We start from the raw sequence: 26,355 nt of genomic DNA, 5'->3' as shown, positions 1-26,355 counted from the left end.
CAGACTAAGTATGCGCTTAAAATAAACAACTTAACAGGAAAGTACGCAGAAAACACAGGGGGATTGAAGGAGTGTTGAGGTTGCGGCGAACGCAAAGGTCCGCCACAGATTCTTAATAGAGCGAGGGTTCGCCAGCCGGGCGGCTTTTGAAGCGGCGATGCAGCCACATATACTGCTCGGGAGCCATCAGCACGCCGTGCTCAACCACTTTGTTCATTCTGGCAGCGGTCGCGGCTTCATCATCCAGTGGAATTGCCTGCTCTTCCGGCAGGATCACCATCTCATAGCCTTTACCGTATGGCAGACGACGCGGAACAAACGGGATCACGGCGGGTTGGCCACTACGGATCAGCAGATAGCTACCTTTGGTTGATGCGGCTTTCTCCACGCCGAAAAAGGGAACAAACACACTGCTCTTTGGACCATAATCATGATCTGGTGCATACCAGATGATGTCACCATTTTTCAGGGCGCGGATCATGCCTTTTAAATCTTTGCGATCCAGCATGCTTTTATTCGAGCGCATCCGGCCCCAGGTCTGCAGCCAGTCCAGCAGCGCATTGTCGTTCGGACGGTAAACACCAATGCCAGGGTTATGGATGCCGAAAATGCGGGCACCCAGCTCAAGGGTCAGAAAATGCATGCCGATCAGCAGCACGCCCTTACCGTCCTGGTGCGCTTTGTCGATGTGTTCAAGGCCACTGACGTGGAACCATTTGGTGATGCGCCAGTTCGGCCAGAACCAGGCCATGCCGGTTTCAATCAGGCCCATACCGACGGATTCGAAATTCCGTACCACCATCGCTTCGCGTTCGGCTTGCGGCATACCGGGAAAGCACAGTTCCAGGTTACGGCGCGCCACTTCAACCCGGCGTTTAAGGAAACGCATTGAGAGACGGCCCAGACCGCAGCCCAGGTGATAAAGCAACGGATAAGGTAGCAGTACCAGCAGGTACAGCGAACCGATCCCCAACCAGGTAAACCAATAACGGGGATGCAACAACGCACGCGAAAATTGAGGCAACTGAGTCATGAGTTTCCAGATCGTAAAAAAGGGGCACCATTATGCTGCCCGTGATTTATTATTTATGGCCCATTGTGCCATTTTTTAGCGACGAACTGAAATAACACGCTGTCTTCCGACGTATTTATCGCACCCTGTTGAGGAATCGTCTGGTTTCACCGTCAGCCCTTTTTCGGTTTGAAAAGGCCTTTTACCTCATGAGGTTCACTGCGCCAGTATTGTTCCGGTGCCTGCACTTTTGCGCCCAGTTTTGCCGCTGCATGCCACGGCCAGCGCGGGTCGTAGAGCATCCCGCGAGCCAGCGCGACCATATCTGCTTCCTGCTCAACAAGGATCGCTTCCGCCTGTTCAGGTTCGGTAATCAGGCCAACAGCGATAACCGGTATCGTAACGGCTTTTTTGATCTCCGCGGCGAAAGGCACCTGATAACCCGGCCTCACGCCGATCTTTTGCTGCGGAGAAAGACCGCCGCTGGAGACGTGGATATAAGCACAGCCCGCTTCGGCCAGCGCTTTGCTCAGCACAATGGACTGCGACAGGTCCCAACCCCCTTCAACCCAGTCCGTGGCCGAAATCCGCACGCCAACAGGTTTGTGTGCCGGGAATACGCGACGGACCTCGCGGAAGATTTCCAGCGTCAGGCGCAGGCGGTTTTCCAGCGAGCCACCGTACTCATCCTGACGCTGATTAGATAAAGGAGAAAGAAACTGGTGCAGCAGGTAGCCATGCGCTGCGTGGACCTCAATCAGATCGAGCCCCAGTCTGTCGGCACGGATGGCGCTGTCGATAAAACCCTGCTTAATCTCTTCAATACGCGCTTTAGTCAGCGCCAGTGGCGTGCCATCCGTTTCGTTGAATGGCACAGCCGAAGCTGAAGAGGTCTGCCAGCCACCTTCTTCAGGCCGCAGGAACCCACCGCCGTGCCACGGAGCTTCGGTTGAGGCCTTGCGTCCGGCATGCGCCAGCTGAATGCCTGTCGGCATCCGGGAATACTTTCGCACGTCTTTCAGCACATCCCCCAGCGCCAGCTCGGTTTCATCATTCCACAGTCCCAGATCTTCCGGAGTGATTCTGCCCGCAGGCTCTATGGCGGAGGCTTCAATAATCAGCAGACCCGCACCGGAAAGCGCCAGATGCCCGAGATGAATACGGTGCCAGGCGGTGGCCTTGCCGTGATCGGCGGAATACTGGCACATCGGAGCGATGGCAATACGGTTTTCAAGGGTGAGTTTGCCAAGGGTAATCGGGCTGAACAGCTGGCTCATTTATTATCTCCGGTGTTGGTCAAATTGACGTTTAACAGGCTAACTATAGGCGTATTCTTCATGTATGATAGCCCCGCAAAATTTCTCTTATGAATCCAGGAAAGTACACCATGCCAGTGTTACATAACCTTGTTTCCAATGAAGAGCTGAAAGCGCGGATGCTGGCCGAAACCGAGCCGCGCACCACAGTCTCTTTCTACAAGTATTTCACCATCACCGATCCTAAAGCTTTTCGTGACGTGCTGTATGTGCAGCTCACCCGACTGAAAGTTTTTGGCCGCGTTTACGTTGCGGCAGAAGGAATCAATGCGCAGATCAGCGTACCTGCCAGCCATTATGAAGAGATGAAGGCGATGCTGTATGCCTTCGATCCGGCGCTCAATAACCTGCGCATGAATATCGCGCTGGATGACGACGGCAAATCTTTCTGGGTGCTGCGCCTGAAAGTGCGCGAGCGTATCGTGGCTGACGGCATTACCGACGAAACCTTTGATGCCAGCAATGTCGGTGGCTATCTGAAGGCGGGCGAAGTGAATGCCATGCTCGACGATCCGGATGCGGTGTTTGTAGATATGCGTAACCACTATGAATACGAAGTGGGGCATTTCGACAACGCGCTGGAGATCCCGGCCGATACCTTCCGCGATCAGCTGCCGATGGCTGTTGATATGCTGCAGGACAATAAAGACAAAAAGATCGTGATGTACTGCACCGGCGGCATTCGCTGCGAAAAGGCCAGTGCCTGGATGCGTCATAAAGGTTTTGAAAATGTTTACCACATCGAAGGTGGCATCATTGAATACGCGCGGCGTGCCCGTGAGCAGGGCCTGCCGGTGCGGTTTAAAGGCAAAAACTTTGTCTTTGACGAACGTATGGGCGAGCGTATCTCTGACGATGTGATCGCTCAGTGCCACCAGTGCGGCACGCCCTGCGATACGCACGTTAACTGCAAAAATGACGGCTGCCATCTGCTGTTTATTCAGTGTCCGGCCTGTGCAGCGAAGTATCATGACTGCTGCAGCCCGATCTGCATGGAAGAGCTGGCGCTGGCTCCTGAAGAGCAACGCGCCCGCCGTGCAGGTCGTGAGAACGGCAATAAAATTTTCAACAAGTCGCGTGGTTTGTTAAATATGACCCTGAAAATTCCGACACCGGATAAGTAAGGGGTCTTTGAGAAGAAAATCACACCCCGTGAGCTGATGCTGACGGGGTGTTTTTTTACTGGCGGATACCTTCTACAGAAATCATCAGCTGGACTTCCTGAGAAGCCGGGCCGAGGTTGGTGGTGATGTTGAAATCTTTCAGTGCCAGGCTGGTTTCAGCCTCGAAGCCTGCGCGATACCCACCCCAGGGATCTTTCCCTTCGCCGAGTTTTTTCGCTTCCAGCGTGACAGGTTTGGTCACACCGTTCAGCGTCAGATCGCCGGCGATCGCCAGCTTATCACCGTCCTTCTTCACGCTGGTTGAGACAAAAGTAGCCTGCGGGAATTTTGCCACGTTGAGAAATTCCGCGCTGCGCAGGTGTTTATCACGCTCAGCGTGGTTGGTATCCACGCTGTTGGTATTGAGGGTGACGCTAACTTTGTCTTTCGCCGGGTCAGCTTCGTCAAAGGTAAAACTGCCGTCAAAATCTTTAAAGGTTCCGTACAACCAGCTGTAGCCCAGATGCTGGATACGGAATTGCACAAAGGCGTGCTGCCCCTGCTTGTCAATTTTATAGTCGGCCGCGTGGGCGGCACCGGTACTCAGCATTAAAGCAGTGGTCAGTCCCAACAGGCTTTTCCTGAACATCTTTTTCTCCCTTCCAGAGGTTAGTCGATGCGGTTACCCAGCATCCGTTTCAGCGTATTGTCTCGATCGATAAAATGGTGTTTAAGCGCGGCCAGCGCGTGCAGGCCCGAGAGGATCACCACGCTCCATGCCAGCCATAAGTGAACATCCCCGGCCAGATCCGCCTGTTCGCCAAAACCTTCAAGCGTGGCGGGAACAGACAGCAGGCCGAAGACCTCAATCGGTTTACCGTCGGCGGTGGATATCAGATAGCCACTGATGAAAATGGCAAACAGGATGCCGTACAGCAGCAGATGAACGCCGACGGCACTGATGCGGGTCAGAGCGGAATAGCTGGAGAGCGGCTTCGGTGGCGGAGAGATAAATCGCCAGATCGCTCTCAGGATCATCACCGCAAACAGCGTGATGCCTATGCTTTTATGCAGCTCCGGAGCTGGGTGGTACCAGCTGTCGTAATAGCCGAGAGTGACCATCCACAGGCCCAGAGCGAACATGCCATACACGGCCAGGGCCACCAGCCAGTGAAGCAGCACGCTGAGATGACCTAAACGGGTTGAGGTATTTTTCCACTGCATCAGGATGTCCAGCCAGTCATTTTTTTGCCAAGCCTGACCAGGCTGAAACTTAAAATCAACAACTAATTACCATAAGTAAACAAAATTATAATTTTGTTCAAAATTACTGCAATAAATGATGTTTTATGTGCATTTATTTCGGCCTTACTCAGAAGTTACGGAGGGAACTCCCTGTCATTTCCAGAGATGTGCGTGCCTTTTATGAGTGGGTTTAATTCTATTTATTTGATGTTATTTAAAATGTATGTCAATTATTTGTCATTTTGTGTCAGCATCACACTGCGGAATTGATAATTTTATTTTATTAATTCCGCCATGAGTTAATTTTTAATGCGGTGCAAAAGTTTCCCAATAGTGACCAAAGTATAAAAGTCCCGGTGGAGATTTATAGCGAACATCAGGGTTTAAATGGCGGATAGACGACGGTTTTTGGATAAAATCAGCGATAACTGTCACAAACTTGATAAATCAAAGTCTGTCGTATAGAGTAAATTACCGTAAAGAGCCGTTGTTAAAGCGCCTCGCTGTTCATTCTCGCTGCTTTATAGCTTTCTTTCCCTTCACCACTCCAGTACCCAGGCAACGAAAGCTATGACGCTGCTTCATTCATTCCATCATCAAGGGGATCCGTATGAGCACCGCATCTGAATCATCCACAAAGCCGAAGAAGCACTTCTGGCAGAAAAAGTCGAAAGAACTGACCGTTGAAGACATCACCATCGTTGACGGCGATATGTTAAAGCGCGCCGTTGGCGCTGCCGCACTGGGCAATGCCATGGAGTGGTTCGACTTTGGCGTCTACAGCTATCTGGCCGTGACCATCGGTAAGGTGTTTTTCCCCGGCGGCAACGCAGCGGCACAGCTGCTGGCAACCTTCGGTGCTTTTGCCGCGGCCTTTCTGGTGCGCCCGGTCGGTGGCCTGGTATTCGGTCCTTTAGGTGACAAAATTGGCCGCCAGAAGGTGCTGGCCATCACTATGATCATGATGGCGGTAGGGACTTTCTGTATCGGGCTGATCCCCAGCTACAGCTCTATTGGCATCCTTGCACCAATCCTGCTGCTGGTGGCTCGTCTGGTGCAGGGGTTCTCTACCGGAGGGGAATATGGTGGTGCGGCCACATTTATCGCCGAATACTCAACCGATAACCGACGTGGCTTTATGGGCAGCTTCCTGGAGTTTGGTACGCTGGGAGGCTATCTGCTCGGAGCCGGGCTGGTTACCGTGCTCACTGCTGCGATGCCGGAAGCCACACTGCTGGACTGGGGCTGGCGCATCCCGTTCTTTATCGCCGCGCCGCTCGGCCTGTTTGGCCTGTATGTCCGCCTGAAGCTGGAAGAGACGCCAGCGTTCCAGAAACACATGGAAAAACAGGAGGCGCTGGAGCACAGCAAGCCACGTCTGACGCTGTTGCAGATGCTCAGCAAGTATCGTGCGCAGATGTTGAAGTGTATCGGTCTGGTGCTGCTGTTTAACGTCTCCAACTACATGCTGACTTCCTACATGCCAAGTTACCTGACCGGTATTCTTGGCCTGAGCGAAATGAGCAGCCTGATGCTGATCCTGGTGGTGATGTTTGTAATGATGCCGCTAACCCTGTTCTGGGGACACTGGAATGACCGTCTGGGACGCCGTCCGGTGATCTGGGGAGGCGCGGTGTCGCTGATCGTTCTGTCAGTGCCGTGTCTGATGCTGATCGGCACCGGCAATATGCTGTGGGTGTTTGTCGGCCTGATTATTCTGGGCGTGATCCATACCTGCTTTAGTGGTTCGATGCCTGCCACGCTGCCAGCCCTGTTCGCCACCGATATTCGTTACAGTGCGCTGGCGATAGGTTTTAACCTCTCAGTTTCCCTGTTCGGGGGGACCACTCCGCTGGTCACGACCTGGCTGGTGGAGAAAACCGGTAACCTGCTGATGCCGGCTTACTATCTGATGGGAGCTGGGGTGATTGGGGTGATCACCGTGTTTACCATGCGTGAAACCGCCCGTAAGCCGCTGTCCGGTTCTGCGCCCGCCGTTGCCACTGAAGCAGAGGCACGCAGCCTGGTGAAGAAATTGCGACTGCGTCAGCAAAAGAAAGAAGCCGCAGCACTGGCCGCGTCAAAATAAAATAAAGCGGGACGACAGTATTCGCCCCGCGATGAAATAAATGGCAATCAGATAAAACTTAATTCAGATTTCATCGCAAAAGACGGCCTCATTCAGGCCGTCTTTTTTATTCAGAAGCGGGACAGTGCAAAGGGAGATAAATCAAATTCTGCCGGTTTACCCTGGGCAAAATTCGCGGCAATTTCACCTAATACGGTGGCGAATTTAAAGCCGTGGCCGCTTAGTCCGCTAATTAACAGCCTATCCGGTGAGCCGGGCAGGGTATCAATAATAAAGTCTTCATCCGCCGTATTATCATAGGTGCAGGCCTCACCTCGCAGGCAGACCCCCACCCCAGGTAAGAAATGGCGCAGGAACGAAAACAGTTCGCTGCCATCTTCTGCCACCGCACCGAAAGCCTTGCGCTGCTGCGGAGAACTGATGGCCTGGCCACCATTGTGCTTACCAATTTTGATTGCGTTGTTATCCGCCGGGAAGCCATAGAAGTGATCGCCGTCAGGCATTTCAACGGTGAAGGCCGGGAACTTGTTGTTTTCACTGTAGCGTCCATCCGCCTGATGCCAGGCGAAAACTTTGCGTACCGGCGTGATGGGCAGTTCCGGGAACAACGTTTTCACCCAGGTTCCTGCACTCAGCAGCAGTTTTCTGCCGCTATAGATACCGTCATCAGTGTGTACCAGCTGCAGGCCATCGCGCTCTTCAAGAGAGTGTACGGGGCAGTTGAACAGCTGGGCGCAACCAGACTGCTCGGCAAGGCGGACCAGCTGGCGGACAGCAATTTCAGATTTCAGATAGCCGGAATTGGGCTCAAAAATACCGGTATAGCCTTCAGGAACAGAGAGTTGCGGCCAGCGGCGGATCACTTCTTCCCCGGTCAGCGTTTCCACCGGCAGCGAAAATTCTGCCGCACTCTGACGAACATTCCGGATAAATTCTGAGGATTCGGGAGCCAGGTTGATCACTCCACTGCGGTGCATAATGCGTTCGCCACACTGTGCTTCAAGTTCATCCCACAATTTCTGCGCGCGCAGCACCATTGGCACATAGCGCGAACCTTCGCCGTATGCATGGCGGATCAGGCGTGATTCGCCGTGGTGGCTGCCGTCACGATGAGGAGGATGAGCACGGTCAATCATCAGCACCTTCAGGCCCGCCTGAGTTGCATACCTGCCTGCGGCCGCACCGACAGACCCGCTGCCCACCACTATTAAGTCATAAATCATTCCCGGCTCCTCTGATATACAGGCAATACCGGCAGAATAGCAAAATGTGGTGGGAATGAAAAAGGCACCCCGTGGGGTGCCTTGCAGGTATCGCGTTGGGAATTAGTGCTTTTTGTAATCGCGGTCCTGATATTCTGTTGCTTCGATCTTAGCAATGCCAGCTTCGAGAATGGAGATAAATTGTCTGGCGACGTCAGTGGTTAACCAGTATGTCTGACCAACCTCTGCTTCATCAGCCTGCTGCTCGTTGGAGGTGAGCGAATGCAAACGGATCATCATGGCATCGTAGCTGTCTACGGTACTGATATCCCACCCAATGAGGGGATGTGTCTGGATAACATCTTTGTTTCTGTCCATTATAACCCCCTTTATTACTCGTGTTAGTAATGCAACGAAGTGATTTATCGAGGTTCAATGCGGCCATTTTTGTTACAGAGCAAGGTAATTATAACAGGATTTTTATTTCGCGCAGAATGAAATTTTTATCGCGGGGAGTGAACTTTTAATTTCAGCTGATTTGAATGGGGGCCGATAATAAAAGCCCCCAGAATAAATTTTCAGGAGAGAGGGACGGCTGATTCTGGCGAAATATTAATCACCCCATGGCGCTTTTCCAGTTCGTCGGCCAGCGCGGAAAAATGCTGCTGCATATTTTCATCGCGATCCTGATTTTGTGCTTCCAGTCGCAGGCTCTGGATTAGCAGCAGCGAGGCTTTAGCATCCAGGCAAAAAGAGAGCGAGGAAAAGGCGTTTTCCAGTACGCTGAGGCGCCGCTGCTGATCGGCAATCAGCGTCAGCAGTTCACCAAACGTCATGGCCTCTTCCGGGTTTTCCGCATTCATAATCACACCTTATTCAGTCTGGGAGAGCCAACCTGTAAAACAGTTTACTACGACTGATGGCATCAGGCGAATTTATGGGCGGGAAAGCAAAAAAGCCGGATAGCGACACCCGGCAAACAACGGCAAAAGTGGCGGCAGGGATCAGTCGGTAATAAACCAGTCGTCCGCGCTTTCCCAGGTTTCCTGCAGGATCTCGGTGATGCGATCTTTCGCCTCATGGCCGCCGCCCATCACCGTCAGGTTGTTGGCCCCGGCATAGCGTACGGAGACGCAGTGGGTTGATTCAGGAAACTGCTTGTCAATACGCTTACTCAGTTCCGAGGTCAGTGCGTCAATGGCACCGGCCGGGAGAGAGGTGGTTTTTGCTACAGTGACTTCAATACGCATAAAAGCCTCCGGTTAATATACTGTAAATATATACAGTAAAATAACCGAAGGCAATATTTATTATGCCGTTCAGGGCAGATGATTATAGCTCAACGCTCCAGTTTAGCGTTTCACCTGCCAGGAATGGCACCAGGCTGTGCTCACCCAGCTTGACACTCTCCGGGACGGTCCACGGCTTGCGTACCAGCTTCACTTTACCTTCATTCAGCGGCAGACCGTAGAAGCGCGGGCCATTCTCCGAGCAGAAGGCTTCAAAATGCTGCAGGGCATTCATCTCTTCAAACACCGTCGCGTAGGCTGGCAGGGATGACGGAGCATTGAAGACGCCTGCACAACCACAGCTGGCTTCTTTCAGGTGGCGCAGGTGCGGGGCGGTATCGGTGCCCAGGAAGAAGCGATCATTGCCACTGGCGACCACGTTACGCAGCGCTTCCTGATGCACGTTACGCTTGAGGATCGGCAGGCAGTACAGGTGCGGGCGCACGCCGCCCACCAGCATATGGTTACGGTTAAACATCAGATGCTGAGGGGTGATAGTCGCGCCAAGGAAACGATTGCCTTCCTGCACGTAAGTTGCCGCTTCTCTGGTGGTGATATGCTCGAACACCACTTTCAGCTCCGGATACTGTTTACGTAGTGGCTCCATCACCGTTTCGATAAAGCGGGCTTCGCGGTCAAAAATATCGATGTGCGAGTCGGTCACTTCACCGTGGATCAGCAGCGGCATGCCGATTTTCTGCATGCGTTCCAGCACGGTAGCAATGGAAGCAATGTTGGTCACGCCATGGCTGGAGTTGGTTGTGGCATGTGCCGGATAAAGCTTGGCTGCGGTGAACACGCCTTCGCTGAAGCCTTTTTCCACTTCATCCGGGTCCAGCGAGTCGGTCAGGTAGCAGGTCATCAATGGGGTGAAGTCATGCCCGGTCGGGACAGCGGCATAGATACGGTCGCGATAGGCGATGGCCGCGGCCACGCTGGTGACGGGCGGAACCAGGTTTGGCATCACGATCGCACGTGCAGAGACCTCGCTGGTAAAAGGCAGCACGGCCTTCAACATTTCATCATCACGCAGATGAATATGCCAGTCGTCAGGGCGGCGGATCAGAAGTTCCTGGGGTTTTGCAGTCATAAACAGGCTCCGGCAGAAGTGACATCGGTGTGGCTGATTTGGCCGGGTTCCAAGCATAAGGATAAAGGCGGGGCTTTGCACCTGCTTTATTACGGGCGGCAGAAAATAGTCGTCAGGCAGTGGAGAACGGCAGAACGTTCTCTGCCCACAGAGGAACAGAGAACAGTTATCGCTTAGTCGGTGAAAGGGATCACCAGCTCGCCGGGCTTCACTTCCAGCCCTTTGGCAAAGCGCTTAGCCAGGGATTCCGCTTTGCTGCGGTCGCTGCTGAGTATGTAGGCCGGTTTCTGGTTGAAGTAATCCTTCAGCGATTGGTTCAGATACGGTGTCAGGGTTTTCAGTACGCCCTGCATTTTTTCTGGCTGGACCTGCACATCCACCAGTTCCATATCTTTCAGATACACCGCACCCTGATCTTTATTAAATACCGGCTGCGCCTTCATGGTCAGTTTCATGTCGGCGCTCTGTGGACCAAACAGCGAGCTGATGTTCACTTTGGCATTGCCGGTCAGCATGATTTTGTTTGGCTCCTCGCGGCCAATCTGGCTGTTGAGATCGGTCAGGACAATATGGGCATCAACCAGCCCGGCCACGCCAATCTGCTTCTCATAGTTATTGTGTTTTTGCAGCGCCTGGTTCACTTCCTGTTCGCTGATAGTGTATTGCGTCAGTTGGTTACAGCCGCTCAGTAATCCCACCAACAGCAGGGCACTCAGCCCGGCTAAAAACTTCTTCATAGCTATCCTCATGATGTGATGCCGTCAGTTACCCTTCTGACGGGAGGGCATAGCTTGCACGACATTATGGCCCGAGTCACCAGGATAACCGATAAAGAAAAAGGGGAAACTGTAACGAGGGAAAAAGAGCCGGCTGAACCGGCTCCTGAAGATCAGGCAGCGATTGAAGATAACAGGTTAATTTGGGTCTGCTTAGCCATGTTGTCGCGATAATCCGCAACGCGACTTGGGTATTCCACTCCGGCAACCAGTGACAGCGAACGCAGCACAGGGAACAAATTGATATCGTCCAACGACAGTTCGCCGTTCACCGCGTTGGGCTTCACAATCAGCTTATCGAGCTTGCGCAGATCGTCATTGATGTTTTTGATAAAGCCTTCAGAATGCAGTTTCAGTTCATCAAAGCTGCCCATATTGGCTTCCTTCTTATGATGGAAGTTGCTGCGGGCCTCCGGTGTGGCGAATTCGGCAAAGGGCGCGGCGGCGATGCGTGGCAGCAACAGCTTGTTGAGGTAGCCGTTGATGTGGCGCAGCCAGTCAGTGATCGCCGGATTGGTTTTGCCAATAAGCAGGGGTTCGCGATCTTTTTTATCGACATAGCTGACGATATCCAGGCTCTCCGGCATGCAACTGCCATCTTCCTTCATCAGGATCGGTGCCATTTTCTGGCCGATCAGTTTCTTCGGCGTCTCTTCGTCGTCGCTGAGCATCACCACCAGCTCAACGGGCACATTTTTCAGGCCGAATATCATCCGGGCCTTCACGCAGAATGGGCAGTGATCGTAAATAAACAGTTTCAAGAACGCCTCCTTACAGCGATGACGGCGGCGGTGGCCACCATCAATCTTTTGAATGCATTAAGGAAGTATGGAAGAGAAAAGCGCCCAGGGCAAACCGCAGCGGGCGCTTCTCCGAACATTTCCGGCTCGACAGCGCGACGGTAAAACTGGCGGTAAAGGGCAAAAAAGGTGATAAGACCGACGGTTGCGAGCATCAGCCACGGCAGTGCCGGTTGATTAAATTCCCGTCCCATATCGTACATCCAGCCGCCGCCTGTATAGCCCACCGCGCCACCAAGTGCCAGACCCAACCGGCTGAAGCCCATGTAGCTTCCGCGCGCTCTGGCATTGGCCAGCGAGGCCCCCAGAGTTTCACGAGCCGGTTCGGCAATAATCGAGCCGATATAAAAGGTACAAATCAGCATAAAGACCTGTTGCAGCGAGGTGACCATACCGATTGGGGCAAGGCTCAGGCTCATTACCAGCAGCCCGGCCATCAGCCTCTGCTCCAGACGAAAGCGTTTTTCGCTCCAGCGGGCAATGGGATACAGCAGGGTCAGCGACAGGGTAGCCTCAATGGCATACATCCATTTCACCGCTCCCGGCGCACCGGCAATCTGGTTCACCACGATGGGTAGCATCAGCATGACCTGCACAGCCAGAGTGTAGTAACCCGTCAGGGTAATGACATAGGCGCAGAAGCGTCTGTCATGCAATACGCTCAGCAGCCCTTCACGCATGGGTGTCCGTACGGTCGAAAGACGCCAGGGAGGGAGCAGGAAGTAGTTACAGGCTGCGGCGAGCACAAACACCAACGCACCGACCCAGCAAACCACACGAAAGTCCCACGCCAGCAGCCAACTGCCGATCAGTGCGCCGATCACTGCTCCCGCGCTGTCCTGCATCATCAGCAGGGAGAAGAAGCGTCCGCGCTCGTGCGGACGAATCAGTTTGATTACCATAGCCGTGCGCGGCGGGTCAAACAGCGTACCGCCCAGCCCGGAAAGAATACAGGAAAGCCACAGTACCCAGGGTTGATGCGCCAGTGCCATGCAGGCGAAGCCCGCTGCCCGTAGCAGCATTCCGGTGACGATCATCGGTCTGGCACCAAACCGGTCCGCCACCGCACCGCCAAAAATCCCCAGTCCCTGCTGCACCAGCTGGCGCAGGCCCAGGGCAATGCCCACCATCAAAGCGGCCCAGCCGAGCTGGTCGACAAAGCGGATAGAGATAAGCGGAAAGACAACGAAAAAGCCTAATACCACCAGCATATTATCCAGCAGCAGAAATGCTTTACCCAGGCTTCTTGCCCGTGCGGTCCGTGACATGTTGATTCCTGACAGGGGAGAGTGGAAAACCTTCCAGATGGTCCATTTTCACCCGCGGGTTGGGCTTTTCCCAGCGAAAGCAGGATGATATTTTTTCATCGATGGTTTGCTTTTTATGCGAGTTTTTCAGTCGCTTCCATGACAAAATCCCGGAAATTTTCTCCGCAGCGTTTTACCCGCCCATAATTACGCGGTTATAGTGGTGAGTAACAACCGAAAATGGCGGTCAGCGGTGAGACGGGCTGACCGGCAGCGGCGGTTTATCAATCAAATTTATTCATCTATCGGCCGGATTCAGGAGAGAAGATGTTTGGCTATCGTTCCGCTGCCCCGAAAGTACGCCTGACAACCGACAGACTGGTGGTGCGTCTTGTTCATGAACGTGACGCCTGGCGTCTGGCGGACTATTACGCTGAGAACCGGGCGTTTCTCAAACCCTGGGAGCCCATCCGTGATGACAGCCACTGCTACCCCTCCGGCTGGCAGGCGCGGCTCGGCCTGATCGCGGAAATGCACAAGCAGGGCAATGCATACTATTTTGCCGTGATGGACCCGGATGAAAACGAAGTCCGCGGCGTGGCTAATTTCAGCAACGTGGTGCGCGGCTCATTCCATGCCTGCTATCTGGGCTATTCTCTGGGCGAAAAGTGGCAGGGGCAGGGCATGATGTTTGAGGCGTTGCAGTCGGCCATCCGCTATATGCAGCGCCAGCAGCGCATCCATCGCATCATGGCTAACTATATGCCGCACAACCAGCGCAGTGGTAACCTGCTGGCCCGGCTCGGTTTTGAGAAAGAGGGCTACGCCAAAGACTATCTGCTGATCGATGGTCGCTGGCAGGATCACGTGCTGACCGCGCTGACTGCCAAAGACTGGATCCCTGAACGACGTGGACAATAACGCTGATGAAAATTCTTCTTTCCGCCATTGAAGCCCGCGTGATGGGTTGCCTGCTGGAGAAGCAGGTCACCACGCCAGATCAATACCCGATGTCACTGAACGGCGTGGTGACTGCCTGCAACCAGAAGTCGAACCGTGAACCGGTGCTGACGCTGAGTGAGTCAGCGGTGCAGGACACGCTGGATATGCTGGCGAAAAAGCATCTGGTCACCACTCAGAGCGGCTTCGGTAACCGCGTGGTGAAATATGAGCACCGTTTTTGCAATACCGAATTTGGACAGCTCAAGCTCAATCCCGGCGAATTCGCCCTGATCACCACATTGCTGCTGCGCGGTGCGCAAACTCCGGGTGAACTCCGTACCCGCAGCACGCGGCTGCATGAGTTTGCCGATATGGCGGAGGCGGAGAAGGCGCTGGAAAATCTGGCAATCAGGGAAGACGGGCCTTTTGTGGTCCGACTGGCCCGTGAAGCGGGCAAGCGCGAAAGCCGCTATATGCATCTGTTCAGCGATGAGGGGGATGATGTTGCGGCCGGGGCTGAACCAGCCGCAGACGAGAGCGGGCTGGCGGCCAGAGTGACCGGACTGGAGCGCGAGATGGCCGAAATCAGGCAGCAGCTGGCGGAACTGCTGGGCAAGGGAGAGTGATATGGCCGGATTAAAAGTAGGAATTGTCGGGCTGGGTAGCATTGCGCAAAAGGCCTGGCTGCCGGTAGTGACCAGAACGGATGGCTGGAAGATCGCCGGAGCTTTCTCTCCCAATCAGCAGAAAGCACGGGGGGTGTGTGACAGCTACCGAATCCCGCTTTTCTCCTCGCTTGATCAGTTGGCTGCGGCCAGTGATGCCGTGTTTGTGCACACTTCCACTGAGAGCCATTTCAGCATTGTAAAACAGCTGTTGCTGGCTGGCGTGGACGTCTGTGTAGACAAGCCGCTGGCGGCGACGCTCAGCGAGGCCGGGCAACTGGTAGAGCTGGCCCACAAGAAGGGGCGCAAGCTGATGGTGGCCTTCAACCGTCGTTTTGCTCCGCGTTATCTGCAGCTGAAAGACGGGCTGGATCAACTGGCCTCGCTGCGCATGGATAAACACCGCAGTGACAGCATTGGTCCGCATGAGCTTTTCTTTACGCTGCTGGACGATTATCTGCATGTGGTGGATACCGCGCTGTGGCTGGGTGGAGGGCAGGGCCTGTTGCAGGGCGGGACGCTGGTGACCAATGACGCCGGAGAAATGATCCGGGCCGAGCACCATTTCAGTCATGCTGACATTCAGATCACCACCAGCATGCATCGTCGCGCCGGAACCCAGCGTGAATCGGTAATGGCCATAACCGACGGCAGCGTCTGGCAGATTGATGACATGCGCGACTTCCGTCAGGAAACGGCAGGGCAGATCATCACCGATCCGATCCCGGGCTGGCAGAGCACGCTGGAGCAGCGGGGATTCGTCGGTGCTGCACGGCATTTCATCGACTGCGCGCAAAATCAGACAATGCCGCAAACCTCCGGCGAACAGGCGCTGATGGCGCAGCGGATCGTGGAAAAGCTCTGGCGTGATATCGACCGGGAATAACGCTGTAACAATCGAATGTGGTTATTTCCTTCAGCATCAGTAGACTATGCCGGTTGCTGGCCCATTCACCGGGACAGAAGATAACCGTGGCCCGCGCCACCGATCCCGTAGAAAAATCAGGAACCCCATGAACCTGTTGAAATCGTTAGCAGCGGTCAGCTCAATGACCCTGTTTTCTCGCGTGCTGGGATTTGCCCGCGATGCCATTGTGGCAAGAGTTTTTGGTGCAGGAATGGCGACGGATGCCTTCTTTGTGGCCTTCAAATTACCAAACTTACTGCGCCGCATCTTTGCTGAAGGCGCTTTTTCCCAGGCCTTTGTGCCGATCCTCGCAGAGTACAAAAGCAAGCAGGGTGAAGAGGCCACCCGGGTTTTCGTCGCTTATGTGTCGGGCCTTCTGACGCTGGCACTGGCCGTCATTACCCTTCTCGGCATGCTTGCGGCCCCGTGGGTGATCCTGGTCACGGCACCGGGCTTTGCGGACACTGCCGATAAATTCGCGCTGACTTCTGCGCTGCTGCGCGTGACGTTCCCCTATATCTTTCTGATTTCTATGGCCTCGCTGGCCGGAGCGATCCTCAATACCTGGAACCGGTTTTCCGTTCCGGCGTTTGCGCCGACGCTGCTGAATGTCAGCATGATTGGGTTTGCGCTGTTTGCCGCGCCGCACTTCCATCCGCCGGTGATGGCGCTGGCGTGGGCAGTAGTGGCGGGTGGCGTACTGCAACTGGGTTATCAGCTTCCGCACCTGAAGAAAATCGGCATGCTGGTTCTGCCGCGCCTGAACCTGAAAGATGCCGGTGTATGGCGGGTAATGCGCCAGATGGGTCCGGCGATCCTTGGCGTTTCCGTCAGCCAGATCTCGCTGATCATCAACACTATTTTCGCCTCGTTCCTGGTGTCCGGCTCGGTTTCATGGATGTACTACGCGGACCGTCTGATGGAGTTCCCTTCCGGCGTGCTGGGCGTGGCGCTGGGCACGATATTGCTGCCTTCGCTGGCGAAAAGTTTTGCCAGCGGTAACCATAATGAATACAACCGCCTGATGGACTGGGGTTTGCGCCTGAGCTTCCTGCTGGCACTGCCGAGCGCAGTGGCGCTGGGGATACTGGCCAAACCGCTGACTATTTCTTTGTTCCAGTACGGCAAGTTCACTGCCTTTGATGCGGCGATGACCCAGCGCGCGCTGGTGGCTTACTCGGTCGGCCTGATGGGACTGATCGTGGTGAAAATTCTCGCGCCGGGTTTCTATTCCCGCCAGGACATCAAAACGCCGGTCAAAATTGCCATGGTCACCCTGCTGATGACGCAGCTGATGAACCTGGCGTTTATCGGGCCGCTGAAACATGCCGGTCTGTCGCTGTCGATTGGTCTGGCTGCCTGCCTCAATGCGGCGCTGCTTTACTGGCAGTTGCGTAAGCAGAAAATTTTCCAGCCTCAGCCGGGCTGGTTCAGCTTCCTGCTGCGCCTGTTGATAGCCGTTATGGTGATGGCGGCCGTGCTGCTGGGGCTGCTGTGGGTGATGCCGGAGTGGGCGCAGGGCAGTATGCTGTGGCGCCTGGTTCGTCTGGCTGCGGTCTGTGCTGCCGGTGGCGGGGCTTATTTCGCGGTGCTGGCACTTCTGGGCTTCCGCGTCAGGGACTTTGCCCGCACGACGGCGATCTGATACTGCAACTCAAAAAGCAAAACCCCGGAACAGTTTCCTGTTCCGGGGTCTGAGCCAGCGGTGACCGGGCGCTACACTTTACGGCTGATGAATGCGTTGGCGGTTGCCTGCCCGTCCGGGCCATAAAATTTCTGCGTCTGGTGTGGCCTCAGCACCTCTAGCGCCTGCCCGGTAAAACCAATCTGATGGTTAAGCAGCAGTCCGTTGTGCAGATTGGTATCCCGCAGCTTCATTGTCTGCTCCTGAATGGCTGCCCAGCGGCGGGCCATCTCAGGGTTAAGGCTGTAAGGCGCGTGCAAACCTGCTTCTTTCTCAGCGTCGCGGCGCAGCTGCTCAAGAAAATTGAGCGTCGCCAGCAGTGAGCTTTTATCTTCGGTAATACGTTGCAGTAAGCTGCTGTTGATCTGACCGCCTGAGAGCTGTTGTTGCTCTGATGTCATCACATCGGCCAGACTTGCCAGCACTTCCAGCATTTTATCAAGCGCGGTCAGCAGCTTATTCATTTACTCAGTTACCTTCTACGGAATCTTTTGCCTGCTGAATCAGGGCATCGGCGATTTTGCCGGTATCCATTTTCAGTTCGCCATTACGGATGGCGGTTTTAAGTTGTTCCACGCGCGCGGTATTAATGTCCTGCGAGCTGGATTTGGTCAGCTGTGACTGTGCACCGCTCAGGACCACCTGAGTGGCCGTAGCGGTGCCTGCTGATTTGGACTCGACCTGACGGGCCTTTGGTGCTGCGGCATCGGAAGTGTCGCGTGGCTGAACGGTGGCGGCCGGTTTCATAGGTTGAGTTCTGTCGATGCTCATATCTGACTCCTGTATGCTCAGGCGAATTATCGGCCTGATAAAATAAGTGTACTACGTCTGTTATTCATACTATCGGCAGAACTGAACCCTTCTTTAGGTCTTTATAGGGCCTTTACAGCGTAATCAGAATATTCCCATCCGCGCCCACTTTTCCGCTCACTATCTGACCGGAATTCATGCGTACCCTCACCAGTTGGGCTGCAGTGGCATTATTCATCGCACGGCCCTCACTTGAGACATTAAAACCGTCACCGCTGGCGGTGACCGTCACGTTCTGACCGGCTTTAACGCGCCATGGCTGGCGGACCATCATCAGCGTCATTGGCTGTCCAGGAATGATATCACGCAGCGCGACCGCATCGGTTATCTCTTCGGCGGTCATTACCGCGCGGGAAGGCAGCGTATCCAGACGACCATGCTCAACTTTCACATCGGCAGCGGTGAGTGCTGTTCCGCGTGAAACCTGACGGGCGGCCACAATGTAATCGCCGGTGACCTGCACTTCAACCTGCAGGTAGCGGCGGTTCTGGTCGCAGTTGGCGGCCACGCTCATGTTGCCCCACATCCGGCTATTACCCGGCAGGGAAAATTGTGGTGCTTCACAGCCGGGCCACTGCGACTGTGGGGTTTTCACCACCACTTTCAGGGTATCGGCACTCTGGCCGGATTCCCCATAGCGCGATTTAAAAAATTGACTGAGTTGTGCGGTCAGATCGCCCGCACTGGCTGACAGAGTCACCAGGCTCAACAGGCCGGCGACCAGAAAGGTTAACCCACGCATCTTCTCATCTCAGTTATTGAAAACATGGCGACGATTCTACTCGTGAGCCTGCGGGGTCAAGGCGCAAATTAGCGACGCTTTTTAGCGCTATTCCGACGATAACACTTTCCCCCCCGAGATTATGCTGTCAGCTCTGAATTTTCATTTTGCGGAGGAAGCATGCTCGACAAACTCGACGCAGCACTGCGGTTTAACACCGAAGCGTTGAACCTGCGTGCCCAGCGGCAGGAAATCCTGGCGTCTAACATCGCCAACGCGGATACACCCGGCTATCAGGCTCGCGATATCGATTTTGCCAGCCAGATGCAGAAGGTGATGGAGCAGGGGCGGGCGCAGGGATCGGGTCTGCAGTTGGCGGTTACTTCAAATCGCCATATTCCAGCGGAATCACTTCAGCCGGCATCCATGGACCTGATGTATCGGGTTCCGGATCAGCCGTCTGCAGACGGCAACACGGTTGATATGGACCGGGAACGTACGCAGTTCGCGGACAACAGCCTGAAATACCAGACGGATCTGACCGTTATCAGCGGGCAGATCAAGAGCATGATGTCCGTGCTACAGGGGCAATAATTTATGGCACTTCTGAATATTTTTGATATCGCCGGATCGGCGATGAACGCCCAGTCGCAGCGTCTGAACGTGGCTGCCAGTAACCTGGCCAACGCCGACAGCGTGACCGGTCCTGACGGTCAGCCTTACGTGGCCAAGCAGGTGGTTTTCCAGACCATGGCATCGCCAGGCTCACCTACCGGTGGCGTTCGTGTGGCGCAGGTGGTTGATGATCCGACCCCCGCAAAACTGGTTTACGAACCGGGCAATCCAATGGCCGACGCTAAAGGCTATGTGAAGATGCCCAACGTTGATGTGGTCGGGGAGACGGTTAACACCATGTCCGCGTCGCGCAGCTACCAGGCCAACGTCGAGGTGTTGAACACCGTTAAACAAATGATGATGAAAACCCTGACGATGGGTCAATAAGGAGAAGGTCAATGGGCATTACCGTAGGCGTTAATGAGTCAACGGATAACACGGCGATTACCACCACGTCGTCGACTTCCGATACGTCGTCCGCAGACCTGCAAAGTCAGTTCCTGACGCTGCTGGTCACCCAGTTACAGAACCAGGACCCGACAAATCCGATGGATAACAGTCAGCTGACTACCCAGCTGGCGCAGATCAATACCCTGAGCGGCATTGAAAAACTCAATACCACATTAGGGTCTATTTCCGGTCAGATCACCAGCGGACAGTCTCTGCAGGCTTCCACGCTGATCGGCCATGGTGTGATGGTTGATGGTTCCCAGATCCTGGTGGGCAGCAGCCAGACCACGCCATTTGGCGTAAGCCTGGAGCAGGCCTCCACGGCGACCACCGCCACGATTTCCGATTCATCAGGCAAGGTGGTGCAAACCATCAACCTGGGTGCCCTCAGCTCAGGCGTGCATACCTTCTCATGGGATGGTTCGCAGGCAGATGGCACCACCGCAGCCGACGGGAAGTATTCCGTCTCGCTCAGTGCGAGCAATGCTACCGGTCAACTGGTTGCGCAGCCACTGAACTATGCGCTGGTTAATGGGGTAACTAACGACACCAGCGGTGCCGTTTTAGACCTCGGCACGATGGGTACGACCACCGTAGCAAACGTTCGTCAGATTATTTAACTAATCCCCCTTTTTCAGGAGTTTACACATGGCATTTTCTCAGGCAGTCAGTGGCTTAAACGCCGCCTCCAGTAACCTTGACGTGATCGGTAACAACATCGCCAACTCCGCGACCGTTGGTTTTAAATCCGCGACCGTTTCTTTCGCTGATATGTTCGCCGACTCTAAAGTGGGTCTGGGCGTTAAGGTGGCTGCGGTGACTCAGGACTTTGGCGACGGCACCACCACTTCCACCAGCCGTGGCCTGGACGTGGCAATCAGCCAGTCAGGTTTTTTCCGTATGACCGACACCAGCGGTGCGGTTTACTACAGCCGTAACGGCCAGTTCACTCTGGACGCTAACCGTAATATCGTTAACGCCGATGGCCTGCAGCTGACGGGCTACCCGGCAACCGGCACGCCACCGACCGTACAGACCGGTGCTAACCCCGTGGGTCTGAGTATCCCGGATGCGGCGATGCCAGCTAAAGCGACCACCACTGCGGCGATTACTGCCAACCTGAACTCGACCGACAGCACGCCAGCTACCACGCCGTTCGACTCTGCCAATGTGGATACCTACAACAGCAAAGCGTCAATGACCACCTATGACTCGCTGGGTAACGAACACACCATCAACCTGTACTTCGTGAAGGGCGCTACCGACTCCACCACTGATCCGACTAACCCGACCACGACCTGGAACGTACAGGCCGTGGATTCAAGCACCGGAGCCAGTGCCGGTACCTGGGATATGACCTTCAACAGCAGCGGTCAGCTGACCTCTTCAGCCACCCAGACCATCAGCATGGCGACCCTGAACGGTTCAGCGCCAAGCTCGTTCACTCTGAATCTGGCGGGCAGCCAGCAGCAGAACACCGGCACCAGCACCTTTGGTAACCCGACTCAGAACGGTTACAAGCCGGGTGACCTGACCAGCTACCAGATCAACAACGACGGTACTGTGGTTGGCAACTACTCCAACGAACAGACCCAGACTCTGGGACAGATCGCGCTGGCTAACTTCGCTAACCCGGAAGGCCTGAAGTCTAAAGGCAATAACGTGTGGTCTGCGACCAACTCTTCCGGTCAGGCGCTGGTCGGTCTGGCGGGCACCGGTAACCTCGGCACCCTGACTGCAGGCGCGGTGGAGTCCTCCAACGTCGACCTGAGTAAAGAGCTGGTGAACATGATTGTGGCACAGCGTAACTATCAGTCTAACGCCCAGACCATCAAAACTCAGGACCAGATCCTCAACACCCTGGTCAACCTGCGCTAATACGGCTAACAGGATCGTCTTATGGATCACGCGATATATACCGCAATGGGGGCTGCCAGTCAGACCCTCGAACAGCAGGCAGTGACGGCGAGCAACCTCGCCAATGCCTCTACACCTGGCTTTCGTGCGCAGCTTAATGCGCTGCGTGCGGTGCCGGTGGAAGGGCTTTCTCTGCCAACGCGCACGCTGGTGACGGCGTCCACGCCCGGTGCCGATATGACCCCGGGGCCGATGGACTACACCGAGCGCCCACTGGATGTGGCTGTCCGTCAGGACGGCTGGCTGACGGTGCGTGCCCCCGATGGTTCCGAGGCTTATACCCGAAACGGCAACATGGAACTGAACCCGGCAGGGCAACTGACCGTCCAGGGCAACCTGGTGATCGGCGACGGCGGCCCGATTGCCGTGCCGCAGGGGTCGGAAATCACCATCGCTGCTGACGGTTCTATCACCGCGCTGAATCCGGGCGATCCGCCGAATGCCACTGTCCAGTTGGGCCGTCTGAAACTGGTGAAAGCCACCGGTTCAGAAGTGACTCGCGGCGATGACGGGCTGTTCCGTCTCACCGCGAGCGCTCAGGCACAGCGCGGTGCCGTCCTGCAAAACGATCCGACCATTCAGGTGATGCCTGGCGTGCTGGAAGGCAGCAACGTCAAAACTGAGCAGACCATGGTCGATATGATCGCTAACGCTCGCCGCTTTGAGATGCAGATGAAAGTCATCTCCAGCGTCGATCAGAATGAACAACGCGCTAACCAGCTGCTGTCACTGAGCTAAGTGCAAGAGGAAAATCTATGATCCGTTCTTTATGGATTGCCAAAACCGGTCTTGACGCCCAGCAAACCAATATGGATGTCATCTCGAACAACCTGGCCAACGTCAGCACCAACGGCTTTAAACGTCAGCGTGCGGTGTTCGAAGACCTGATGTATCAGACTATCCGCCAGCCGGGTGCGCAGTCATCCGAACAGACTAACTTACCTTCTGGTATGCAACTGGGTACCGGTACCCGTCCGGTCGCCACCGAGCGCCTGCACACTCAGGGTAACCTGAACAAAACTGACTCCTCGAAAGACGTGGCGATCAGCGGGCAGGGTTACTTCCAGGTGCAGATGCCGGATGGCACGCTGGCCTATACCCGTGACGGTTCGTTCCAGACCGATCAGAATGGACAACTGGTCACCAACGGCGGCTTCCCGGTGCAGCCTGCCATTACCATTCCTGCCAACGCCCTGAGCATGACCATCGGTCGTGACGGCGTGGTCAGCGTAACCCAGCAGGGGCAGACCCAGCCGGTGCAGGTTGGTCAGCTGACGCTGAGCACCTTTATCAACGACGCAGGTCTGGAAAGTAAAGGTGAAAACCTCTACCAGGAAACTCAGGCTTCCGGTGCGCCAACTGACAGCACCCCAGGTAACAACGGCGCGGGCCTGTTGTACCAGGGCTATGTCGAAACTTCAAACGTCAACGTGGCGGAAGAGCTGGTCAGCATGATCCAGACCCAGCGCGCGTATGAGATCAACAGTAAGGCAATCAGCACTTCCGATCAGATGCTGGCCAAGCTGACTCAGCTGTAATCGCAGTAATGTAAACCAGCCGGGTTCGCCCGGCCCTTAATAAAAGACCTTCTGATTATTAAAGGTAGTGATTCCATGGCGAAGCAAATCTCAATGCCTGGACGTTTGTTGGTAGCCATGCTGCTCCTGACGCTTAACGGTTGTGCTTTAGTTCCACGTAAGCCACTGGTCGAAGGCTCGACAACGGCCCAGCCGCTGCCTGCTTCGCCGCCGGTGGTTAATGGCTCCATTTTTCAGGGCATCATGCCGATGAACTACGGCTATCAGCCGCTGTTCGAGGATCGTCGCCCACGTAACATTGGCGATACGCTGACCATTACCCTGCAGGAAAACGTCAGTGCCAGTAAGAGTTCAACCGCGTCTGCCGGACGTGATGGCAGCGCCACAGTGGGTCTGACCGCTGTGCCAAGTGCGCTGACCGGCCTGCTGGGTGGTGATAAAGCCACGCTGGATGGCAGCGGCAAAAATACCTTTGCAGGTAAGGGTGGCGCTACGGCGAACAACACCTTTACCGGCACCATCACCGTTACCGTGAATCAGGTATTGCCAAACGGCAACCTGAAAGTGGTTGGTGAGAAACAGATTGAGATTAACCAGGGTACGGAATTCATCCGTTTCTCGGGCGTGGTTAACCCACGCACCATCAGCGGTAGCAACAGCGTGGTTTCGACCCAGGTGGCGGATGCCCGCATTGAATACGTCGGCAACGGCTATATCAATGAGGCACAGACGATGGGCTGGCTGCAACGGTTCTTCCTGAACCTGTCACCATTCTAAGAGGTTACTATGCGTAGAATTCTTCAACTCACCCTGCTGCTGCTTGCTTCTGTCAGCACGCTGGCGAATGCAGACCGCATTCGCGACCTGACAACTGTCGGCGGCGTGCGGGATAACTCCCTGATCGGTTACGGTCTGGTGGTGGGACTGGACGGTTCCGGTGACCAGACAACCCAGACGCCTTTTACCACTCAGAGCCTTAACAACATGTTGTCCCAGCTGGGCATTACCGTCCCGAGCGGGACTAACATGCAGCTGAAAAACGTGGCGGCAGTGATGGTCACCGGAAAACTGCCCGCATTTGGGCGTCAGGGGCAGGTGATTGACGTGGTCGTTTCCTCGATGGGGAACGCCAAAAGCCTGCGCGGCGGTACGCTGCTGATGACCCCGCTGAAAGGCGTGGATAACCAGGTCTATGCGCTGGCGCAGGGTAACATTCTCGTGGGGGGGGCCGGAGCTTCTGCCGGTGGCAGCAGCGTGACGGTTAACCAGGTAAACGGCGGCCGCATTACCGGCGGCGCGACCATTGAGCGTGAACTGCCTAACAACTTTGGCACCAGCAACGTGCTTAACCTGTTCCTGAACGATGAAGATTTCAGCATGGCGCAGCGTATCGCCGACGCTATCAACGCGCGCAGTGGCTACGGTTCTGCGCAGGCAATTGATGGCCGTACCGTGCAGGTGCAGGTTTCCGCCAACAGTACCTCACAAGTGCGTCTGCTGGCTGATATCCAGAACATTGACGTGTCCGTGCCGATTCAGGATGCGAAAGTGATTATCAACTCACGTACCGGCTCGGTAGTGATGAACCGTGAAGTGATGCTCAGCTCCTGTGCGATTGCTCAGGGCAACCTGTCGGTTACCGTCAACCAGTCGCAGAACGTCAGCCAGCCGAACACGCCGTTTGCCGGTGGACAGACTGTGGTGACGCCGCAGACGCAGATTGACCTGCGCCAGAGCGGGGGATCGCTGCAAAGCGTTAATGCCAGCGCCAACCTGAACAGTGTGGTGCGTGCGCTGAACGCGCTGGGGGCGACGCCAATCGACCTGATGTCCATCCTGCAGTCAATGCAGAGTGCAGGCTGCCTGCACGCCAAACTGGAAATAATCTGATGAGTGATACCCAGTCTCTGATGAATGCAGCTTACGACAGCCGCTCACTCAACAACCTGAAACGTGAAGCCAGCAAAGACCCGAAAGCGCATGCGCGGGAAGTGGCAAAACAGGTGGAAGGGATGTTTGTACAGATGATGTTGAAGAGCATGCGCCAGGCGTTGCCGCAGGATGGTCTGCTGAGCAACGATCAAACCAGGCTCTACACCTCGATGTACGATCAGCAGATTGGGCAGCAGATTGCGGCCAAAGGACTGGGGCTGGCCGACATGATGGTCAAGCAGATGGAGCAGGCACAGGTACCGGATGAAAAAGCCGGAACCGTGCCGATGCTGCTCGACAGGAACTTTATCAACACGTTGCCCCCGCTGGCTATGGAACAGGTGGTGCGCAAAGCCGTGCCCCGCCTTCCTTCAGCCGATACGCCTCTGAGCGGTGACAGCAGCGATTTTATCGCTCAGCTCTCGCAACCTGCGCAGATGGCGAGTGCGGAAAGCGGCATTCCCCATCACCTGATCCTCGCTCAGGCCGCGCTGGAATCAGGCTGGGGACAACGTCAGATCCTCACTGCCCAGGGCAAACCGAGTTACAACGTGTTTGGCATCAAGGCGACGGGTAACTGGCAGGGTAAAACCACCGAAGTGATGACCACGGAATATGAAAATGGCCAGGCGGTAAAAGTGAAGGCTAAATTCCGCGTTTATGACTCCTATTTCGATGCGCTGAATGATTACGTCAAACTGATCGGCAATAACCCGCGCTACTCCGCGGTGACCACGGCAGCAACCCCTGAGCAGGGCGCTAAAGCCTTGCAGGCAGCGGGTTATGCTACCGATCCGAAGTACGCGCAGAAGCTGGTAGGAATGATTCAGCAATTCAAAAGCATGGGGGAAAAAGTGGTCAAAGCTTACTCCCAGGATATTGGCGATTTGTTCTGATTTATCGCTCAAGTTTGTCCCGGTTGAACCGATAACTGTTACAGGCCGGATTTGTGTTAAAGCAGACCGGCAACCGATTGTTAATGCCGGCCCGTGCTGAGTCAGGGTT

At 55.1% G+C, this 26,355-nt stretch carries 29 protein-coding genes and 1 pseudogene; 15 read left to right on the top strand and 15 right to left on the bottom strand.

Going from position 1 to position 26,355, the window contains the following annotated elements; all coding sequences use genetic code 11:
- Positions 1–112: 112 nt before the first annotated feature.
- Complete coding sequence (locus GSQ70_RS13955) at positions 113–1,033, bottom strand: Kdo(2)-lipid IV(A) acyltransferase (RefSeq protein WP_158783102.1); 921 nt, start codon at positions 1,031–1,033, stop codon at positions 113–115.
- A gap of 152 nt (positions 1,034–1,185) precedes the next feature.
- Positions 1,186–2,289 (bottom strand): NADH:flavin oxidoreductase/NADH oxidase, encoded by a 1,104-nt coding sequence (locus GSQ70_RS13950; protein WP_158783101.1) that lies wholly within the window; start codon positions 2,287–2,289, stop codon positions 1,186–1,188.
- Positions 2,290–2,399: 110 nt separating this feature from the next.
- Here GSQ70_RS13950 and GSQ70_RS13945 point away from each other — a divergent pair, with 110 nt between their 5' ends.
- The gene (locus GSQ70_RS13945) at positions 2,400–3,452 is read left to right on the top strand and encodes a rhodanese-related sulfurtransferase (RefSeq protein WP_158783100.1); all 1,053 of its coding nucleotides are present in this window, start codon (positions 2,400–2,402) and stop codon (positions 3,450–3,452) included.
- Between the two features lie 55 nt (positions 3,453–3,507).
- Here GSQ70_RS13945 and GSQ70_RS13940 read toward each other — a convergent pair whose 3' ends face one another.
- Together GSQ70_RS13940 and GSQ70_RS13935 are read right to left on the bottom strand one after the other, a co-directional pair.
- On the bottom strand, positions 3,508–4,080 hold the full coding sequence (locus tag GSQ70_RS13940; protein WP_158783099.1) for a YceI family protein: 573 nt from the start codon (positions 4,078–4,080) through the stop codon (positions 3,508–3,510).
- A gap of 20 nt (positions 4,081–4,100) precedes the next feature.
- Positions 4,101–4,655 (bottom strand): cytochrome b, encoded by a 555-nt coding sequence (locus GSQ70_RS13935; protein WP_158783098.1) that lies wholly within the window; start codon positions 4,653–4,655, stop codon positions 4,101–4,103.
- Between the two features lie 631 nt (positions 4,656–5,286).
- Between GSQ70_RS13935 and proP the strand changes: the two genes are divergently transcribed.
- Positions 5,287–6,765, top strand: a complete 1,479-nt coding sequence (proP, locus tag GSQ70_RS13930; RefSeq protein WP_158783097.1) for a glycine betaine/L-proline transporter ProP — start codon at positions 5,287–5,289, stop codon at positions 6,763–6,765.
- 110 nt (positions 6,766–6,875) lie between these two features.
- On the opposite strand, the gene solA is transcribed toward proP, so the two are convergent.
- From solA to mdtH, 8 genes and pseudogenes are all read right to left on the bottom strand, one after another.
- Positions 6,876–7,988: an N-methyl-L-tryptophan oxidase gene (solA, locus tag GSQ70_RS13925; RefSeq protein WP_158783096.1), complete on the bottom strand. Its 1,113-nt coding sequence runs from the start codon at positions 7,986–7,988 to the stop codon at positions 6,876–6,878.
- A gap of 102 nt (positions 7,989–8,090) precedes the next feature.
- The gene (gene bssS, locus GSQ70_RS13920) at positions 8,091–8,345 is read right to left on the bottom strand and encodes a biofilm formation regulator BssS (RefSeq protein ID WP_158783095.1); all 255 of its coding nucleotides are present in this window, start codon (positions 8,343–8,345) and stop codon (positions 8,091–8,093) included.
- Positions 8,346–8,545: 200 nt separating this feature from the next.
- Complete coding sequence (locus GSQ70_RS13915) at positions 8,546–8,830, bottom strand: hypothetical protein (protein ID WP_158783094.1); 285 nt, start codon at positions 8,828–8,830, stop codon at positions 8,546–8,548.
- A gap of 141 nt (positions 8,831–8,971) precedes the next feature.
- Positions 8,972–9,217: a DNA damage-inducible protein I gene (dinI, locus tag GSQ70_RS13910; protein WP_158783093.1), complete on the bottom strand. Its 246-nt coding sequence runs from the start codon at positions 9,215–9,217 to the stop codon at positions 8,972–8,974.
- A gap of 82 nt (positions 9,218–9,299) precedes the next feature.
- Positions 9,300–10,346 carry a dihydroorotase gene (gene pyrC, locus GSQ70_RS13905; RefSeq protein WP_158783092.1) on the bottom strand — a complete coding sequence of 349 codons (1,047 nt, stop codon included), beginning with the start codon at positions 10,344–10,346 and terminating at the stop codon, positions 9,300–9,302.
- Between the two features lie 173 nt (positions 10,347–10,519).
- Positions 10,520–11,083, bottom strand: a complete 564-nt coding sequence (locus GSQ70_RS13900; protein WP_158783091.1) for a lipoprotein — start codon at positions 11,081–11,083, stop codon at positions 10,520–10,522.
- A 152-nt stretch (positions 11,084–11,235) separates the two neighbouring features.
- Complete coding sequence (gene grxB / locus GSQ70_RS13895) at positions 11,236–11,883, bottom strand: glutaredoxin 2 (RefSeq protein ID WP_158783090.1); 648 nt, start codon at positions 11,881–11,883, stop codon at positions 11,236–11,238.
- Between the two features lie 122 nt (positions 11,884–12,005).
- Positions 12,006–13,190, bottom strand: a pseudogene (mdtH, locus tag GSQ70_RS13890) (multidrug efflux MFS transporter MdtH); the annotation flags it as partial.
- A 306-nt stretch (positions 13,191–13,496) separates the two neighbouring features.
- Here mdtH and rimJ point away from each other — a divergent pair.
- The 4 genes from rimJ to murJ all read left to right on the top strand — a co-directional run bounded on the left by rimJ (position 13,497) and on the right by murJ (position 17,328).
- On the top strand, positions 13,497–14,090 hold the full coding sequence (gene rimJ / locus GSQ70_RS13885; RefSeq protein ID WP_158783088.1) for a ribosomal protein S5-alanine N-acetyltransferase: 594 nt from the start codon (positions 13,497–13,499) through the stop codon (positions 14,088–14,090).
- A 5-nt stretch (positions 14,091–14,095) separates the two neighbouring features.
- A complete protein-coding gene (locus tag GSQ70_RS13880) occupies positions 14,096–14,737 on the top strand; it encodes a DUF480 domain-containing protein (RefSeq protein WP_158783087.1) in 642 nt (213 codons plus the stop codon).
- Between the two features lies 1 nt (position 14,738).
- Positions 14,739–15,662 (top strand): Gfo/Idh/MocA family protein, encoded by a 924-nt coding sequence (locus tag GSQ70_RS13875; RefSeq protein WP_158783086.1) that lies wholly within the window; start codon positions 14,739–14,741, stop codon positions 15,660–15,662.
- A gap of 127 nt (positions 15,663–15,789) precedes the next feature.
- Entirely contained in the window at positions 15,790–17,328 is a 1,539-nt protein-coding gene (gene murJ / locus GSQ70_RS13870) for a murein biosynthesis integral membrane protein MurJ (protein ID WP_158783085.1), read from the top strand.
- Between the two features lie 71 nt (positions 17,329–17,399).
- Here murJ and flgN read toward each other — a convergent pair whose 3' ends face one another.
- From flgN to flgA, 3 genes are all read right to left on the bottom strand, one after another.
- A complete protein-coding gene (gene flgN, locus GSQ70_RS13865; RefSeq protein ID WP_158783084.1) occupies positions 17,400–17,831 on the bottom strand; it encodes a flagellar export chaperone FlgN in 432 nt (143 codons plus the stop codon).
- Between the two features lie 4 nt (positions 17,832–17,835).
- Positions 17,836–18,138, bottom strand: coding sequence for a flagellar biosynthesis anti-sigma factor FlgM (flgM, locus tag GSQ70_RS13860; RefSeq protein WP_158783083.1), 303 nt, complete (start codon positions 18,136–18,138; stop codon positions 17,836–17,838).
- A 112-nt stretch (positions 18,139–18,250) separates the two neighbouring features.
- Positions 18,251–18,919: a flagellar basal body P-ring formation chaperone FlgA gene (gene flgA, locus GSQ70_RS13855; RefSeq protein ID WP_158783082.1), complete on the bottom strand. Its 669-nt coding sequence runs from the start codon at positions 18,917–18,919 to the stop codon at positions 18,251–18,253.
- A 159-nt stretch (positions 18,920–19,078) separates the two neighbouring features.
- Between flgA and flgB the strand changes: the two genes are divergently transcribed.
- The 9 genes from flgB to flgJ all read left to right on the top strand — a co-directional run bounded on the left by flgB (position 19,079) and on the right by flgJ (position 26,246).
- The gene (flgB, locus tag GSQ70_RS13850) at positions 19,079–19,492 is read left to right on the top strand and encodes a flagellar basal body rod protein FlgB (RefSeq protein ID WP_158783081.1); all 414 of its coding nucleotides are present in this window, start codon (positions 19,079–19,081) and stop codon (positions 19,490–19,492) included.
- Between the two features lie 3 nt (positions 19,493–19,495).
- Entirely contained in the window at positions 19,496–19,900 is a 405-nt protein-coding gene (flgC, locus tag GSQ70_RS13845) for a flagellar basal body rod protein FlgC (protein ID WP_158783080.1), read from the top strand.
- Positions 19,901–19,911: 11 nt separating this feature from the next.
- Entirely contained in the window at positions 19,912–20,583 is a 672-nt protein-coding gene (flgD, locus tag GSQ70_RS13840) for a flagellar hook assembly protein FlgD (protein ID WP_158783079.1), read from the top strand.
- Positions 20,584–20,611: 28 nt separating this feature from the next.
- Positions 20,612–21,841, top strand: a complete 1,230-nt coding sequence (flgE, locus tag GSQ70_RS13835; RefSeq protein ID WP_158783078.1) for a flagellar hook protein FlgE — start codon at positions 20,612–20,614, stop codon at positions 21,839–21,841.
- Between the two features lie 21 nt (positions 21,842–21,862).
- Positions 21,863–22,618: a flagellar basal body rod protein FlgF gene (locus GSQ70_RS13830; protein ID WP_158783077.1), complete on the top strand. Its 756-nt coding sequence runs from the start codon at positions 21,863–21,865 to the stop codon at positions 22,616–22,618.
- A gap of 17 nt (positions 22,619–22,635) precedes the next feature.
- On the top strand, positions 22,636–23,418 hold the full coding sequence (flgG, locus tag GSQ70_RS13825) for a flagellar basal-body rod protein FlgG (protein ID WP_158783076.1): 783 nt from the start codon (positions 22,636–22,638) through the stop codon (positions 23,416–23,418).
- Positions 23,419–23,493: 75 nt separating this feature from the next.
- Positions 23,494–24,195, top strand: a complete 702-nt coding sequence (locus GSQ70_RS13820; RefSeq protein WP_158783075.1) for a flagellar basal body L-ring protein FlgH — start codon at positions 23,494–23,496, stop codon at positions 24,193–24,195.
- A 9-nt stretch (positions 24,196–24,204) separates the two neighbouring features.
- Positions 24,205–25,308, top strand: a complete 1,104-nt coding sequence (locus GSQ70_RS13815) for a flagellar basal body P-ring protein FlgI (RefSeq protein WP_158783074.1) — start codon at positions 24,205–24,207, stop codon at positions 25,306–25,308.
- The gene (flgJ, locus tag GSQ70_RS13810) at positions 25,308–26,246 is read left to right on the top strand and encodes a flagellar assembly peptidoglycan hydrolase FlgJ (protein ID WP_158783073.1); all 939 of its coding nucleotides are present in this window, start codon (positions 25,308–25,310) and stop codon (positions 26,244–26,246) included. The genes GSQ70_RS13815 and flgJ overlap by 1 nt, the downstream gene beginning before the upstream one ends.
- The last annotated feature ends 109 nt before the right edge of the window (positions 26,247–26,355 follow it).

This window comes from Pantoea sp. BAV 3049 (assembly GCF_009765445.1).
Classification (GTDB): Bacteria; Pseudomonadota; Gammaproteobacteria; order Enterobacterales; family Enterobacteriaceae; genus Erwinia.
This window is presented reverse-complemented; position numbering and strand designations above follow the sequence as displayed.

Coding starts and splice junctions, on each gene's coding strand:
- murJ (WP_158783085.1), top strand. CDS start 15,790: ATGAACCTGTTGAAATCGTTAGCAGCGGTCAGCTCAATGACCCTGTTT.
- GSQ70_RS13815 (WP_158783074.1), top strand. CDS start 24,205: ATGCGTAGAATTCTTCAACTCACCCTGCTGCTGCTTGCTTCTGTCAGC.
- dinI (WP_158783093.1), bottom strand. CDS start 9,217: ATGCGTATTGAAGTCACTGTAGCAAAAACCACCTCTCTCCCGGCCGGT.
- GSQ70_RS13955 (WP_158783102.1), bottom strand. CDS start 1,033: ATGACTCAGTTGCCTCAATTTTCGCGTGCGTTGTTGCATCCCCGTTAT.
- GSQ70_RS13900 (WP_158783091.1), bottom strand. CDS start 11,083: ATGAAGAAGTTTTTAGCCGGGCTGAGTGCCCTGCTGTTGGTGGGATTA.
- flgD (WP_158783079.1), top strand. CDS start 19,912: ATGGGCATTACCGTAGGCGTTAATGAGTCAACGGATAACACGGCGATT.
- bssS (WP_158783095.1), bottom strand. CDS start 8,345: ATGGACAGAAACAAAGATGTTATCCAGACACATCCCCTCATTGGGTGG.
- flgG (WP_158783076.1), top strand. CDS start 22,636: ATGATCCGTTCTTTATGGATTGCCAAAACCGGTCTTGACGCCCAGCAA.
- GSQ70_RS13950 (WP_158783101.1), bottom strand. CDS start 2,289: ATGAGCCAGCTGTTCAGCCCGATTACCCTTGGCAAACTCACCCTTGAA.
- GSQ70_RS13820 (WP_158783075.1), top strand. CDS start 23,494: ATGGCGAAGCAAATCTCAATGCCTGGACGTTTGTTGGTAGCCATGCTG.
- rimJ (WP_158783088.1), top strand. CDS start 13,497: ATGTTTGGCTATCGTTCCGCTGCCCCGAAAGTACGCCTGACAACCGAC.
- GSQ70_RS13915 (WP_158783094.1), bottom strand. CDS start 8,830: ATGAATGCGGAAAACCCGGAAGAGGCCATGACGTTTGGTGAACTGCTG.
- flgN (WP_158783084.1), bottom strand. CDS start 17,831: ATGAATAAGCTGCTGACCGCGCTTGATAAAATGCTGGAAGTGCTGGCA.
- GSQ70_RS13830 (WP_158783077.1), top strand. CDS start 21,863: ATGGATCACGCGATATATACCGCAATGGGGGCTGCCAGTCAGACCCTC.
- flgB (WP_158783081.1), top strand. CDS start 19,079: ATGCTCGACAAACTCGACGCAGCACTGCGGTTTAACACCGAAGCGTTG.
- solA (WP_158783096.1), bottom strand. CDS start 7,988: ATGATTTATGACTTAATAGTGGTGGGCAGCGGGTCTGTCGGTGCGGCC.
- flgA (WP_158783082.1), bottom strand. CDS start 18,919: ATGCGTGGGTTAACCTTTCTGGTCGCCGGCCTGTTGAGCCTGGTGACT.
- GSQ70_RS13940 (WP_158783099.1), bottom strand. CDS start 4,080: ATGTTCAGGAAAAGCCTGTTGGGACTGACCACTGCTTTAATGCTGAGT.
- flgJ (WP_158783073.1), top strand. CDS start 25,308: ATGAGTGATACCCAGTCTCTGATGAATGCAGCTTACGACAGCCGCTCA.
- flgM (WP_158783083.1), bottom strand. CDS start 18,138: ATGAGCATCGACAGAACTCAACCTATGAAACCGGCCGCCACCGTTCAG.
- GSQ70_RS13935 (WP_158783098.1), bottom strand. CDS start 4,655: ATGCAGTGGAAAAATACCTCAACCCGTTTAGGTCATCTCAGCGTGCTG.
- GSQ70_RS13880 (WP_158783087.1), top strand. CDS start 14,096: ATGAAAATTCTTCTTTCCGCCATTGAAGCCCGCGTGATGGGTTGCCTG.
- GSQ70_RS13875 (WP_158783086.1), top strand. CDS start 14,739: ATGGCCGGATTAAAAGTAGGAATTGTCGGGCTGGGTAGCATTGCGCAA.
- GSQ70_RS13945 (WP_158783100.1), top strand. CDS start 2,400: ATGCCAGTGTTACATAACCTTGTTTCCAATGAAGAGCTGAAAGCGCGG.
- proP (WP_158783097.1), top strand. CDS start 5,287: ATGAGCACCGCATCTGAATCATCCACAAAGCCGAAGAAGCACTTCTGG.
- flgE (WP_158783078.1), top strand. CDS start 20,612: ATGGCATTTTCTCAGGCAGTCAGTGGCTTAAACGCCGCCTCCAGTAAC.
- flgC (WP_158783080.1), top strand. CDS start 19,496: ATGGCACTTCTGAATATTTTTGATATCGCCGGATCGGCGATGAACGCC.
- pyrC (WP_158783092.1), bottom strand. CDS start 10,346: ATGACTGCAAAACCCCAGGAACTTCTGATCCGCCGCCCTGACGACTGG.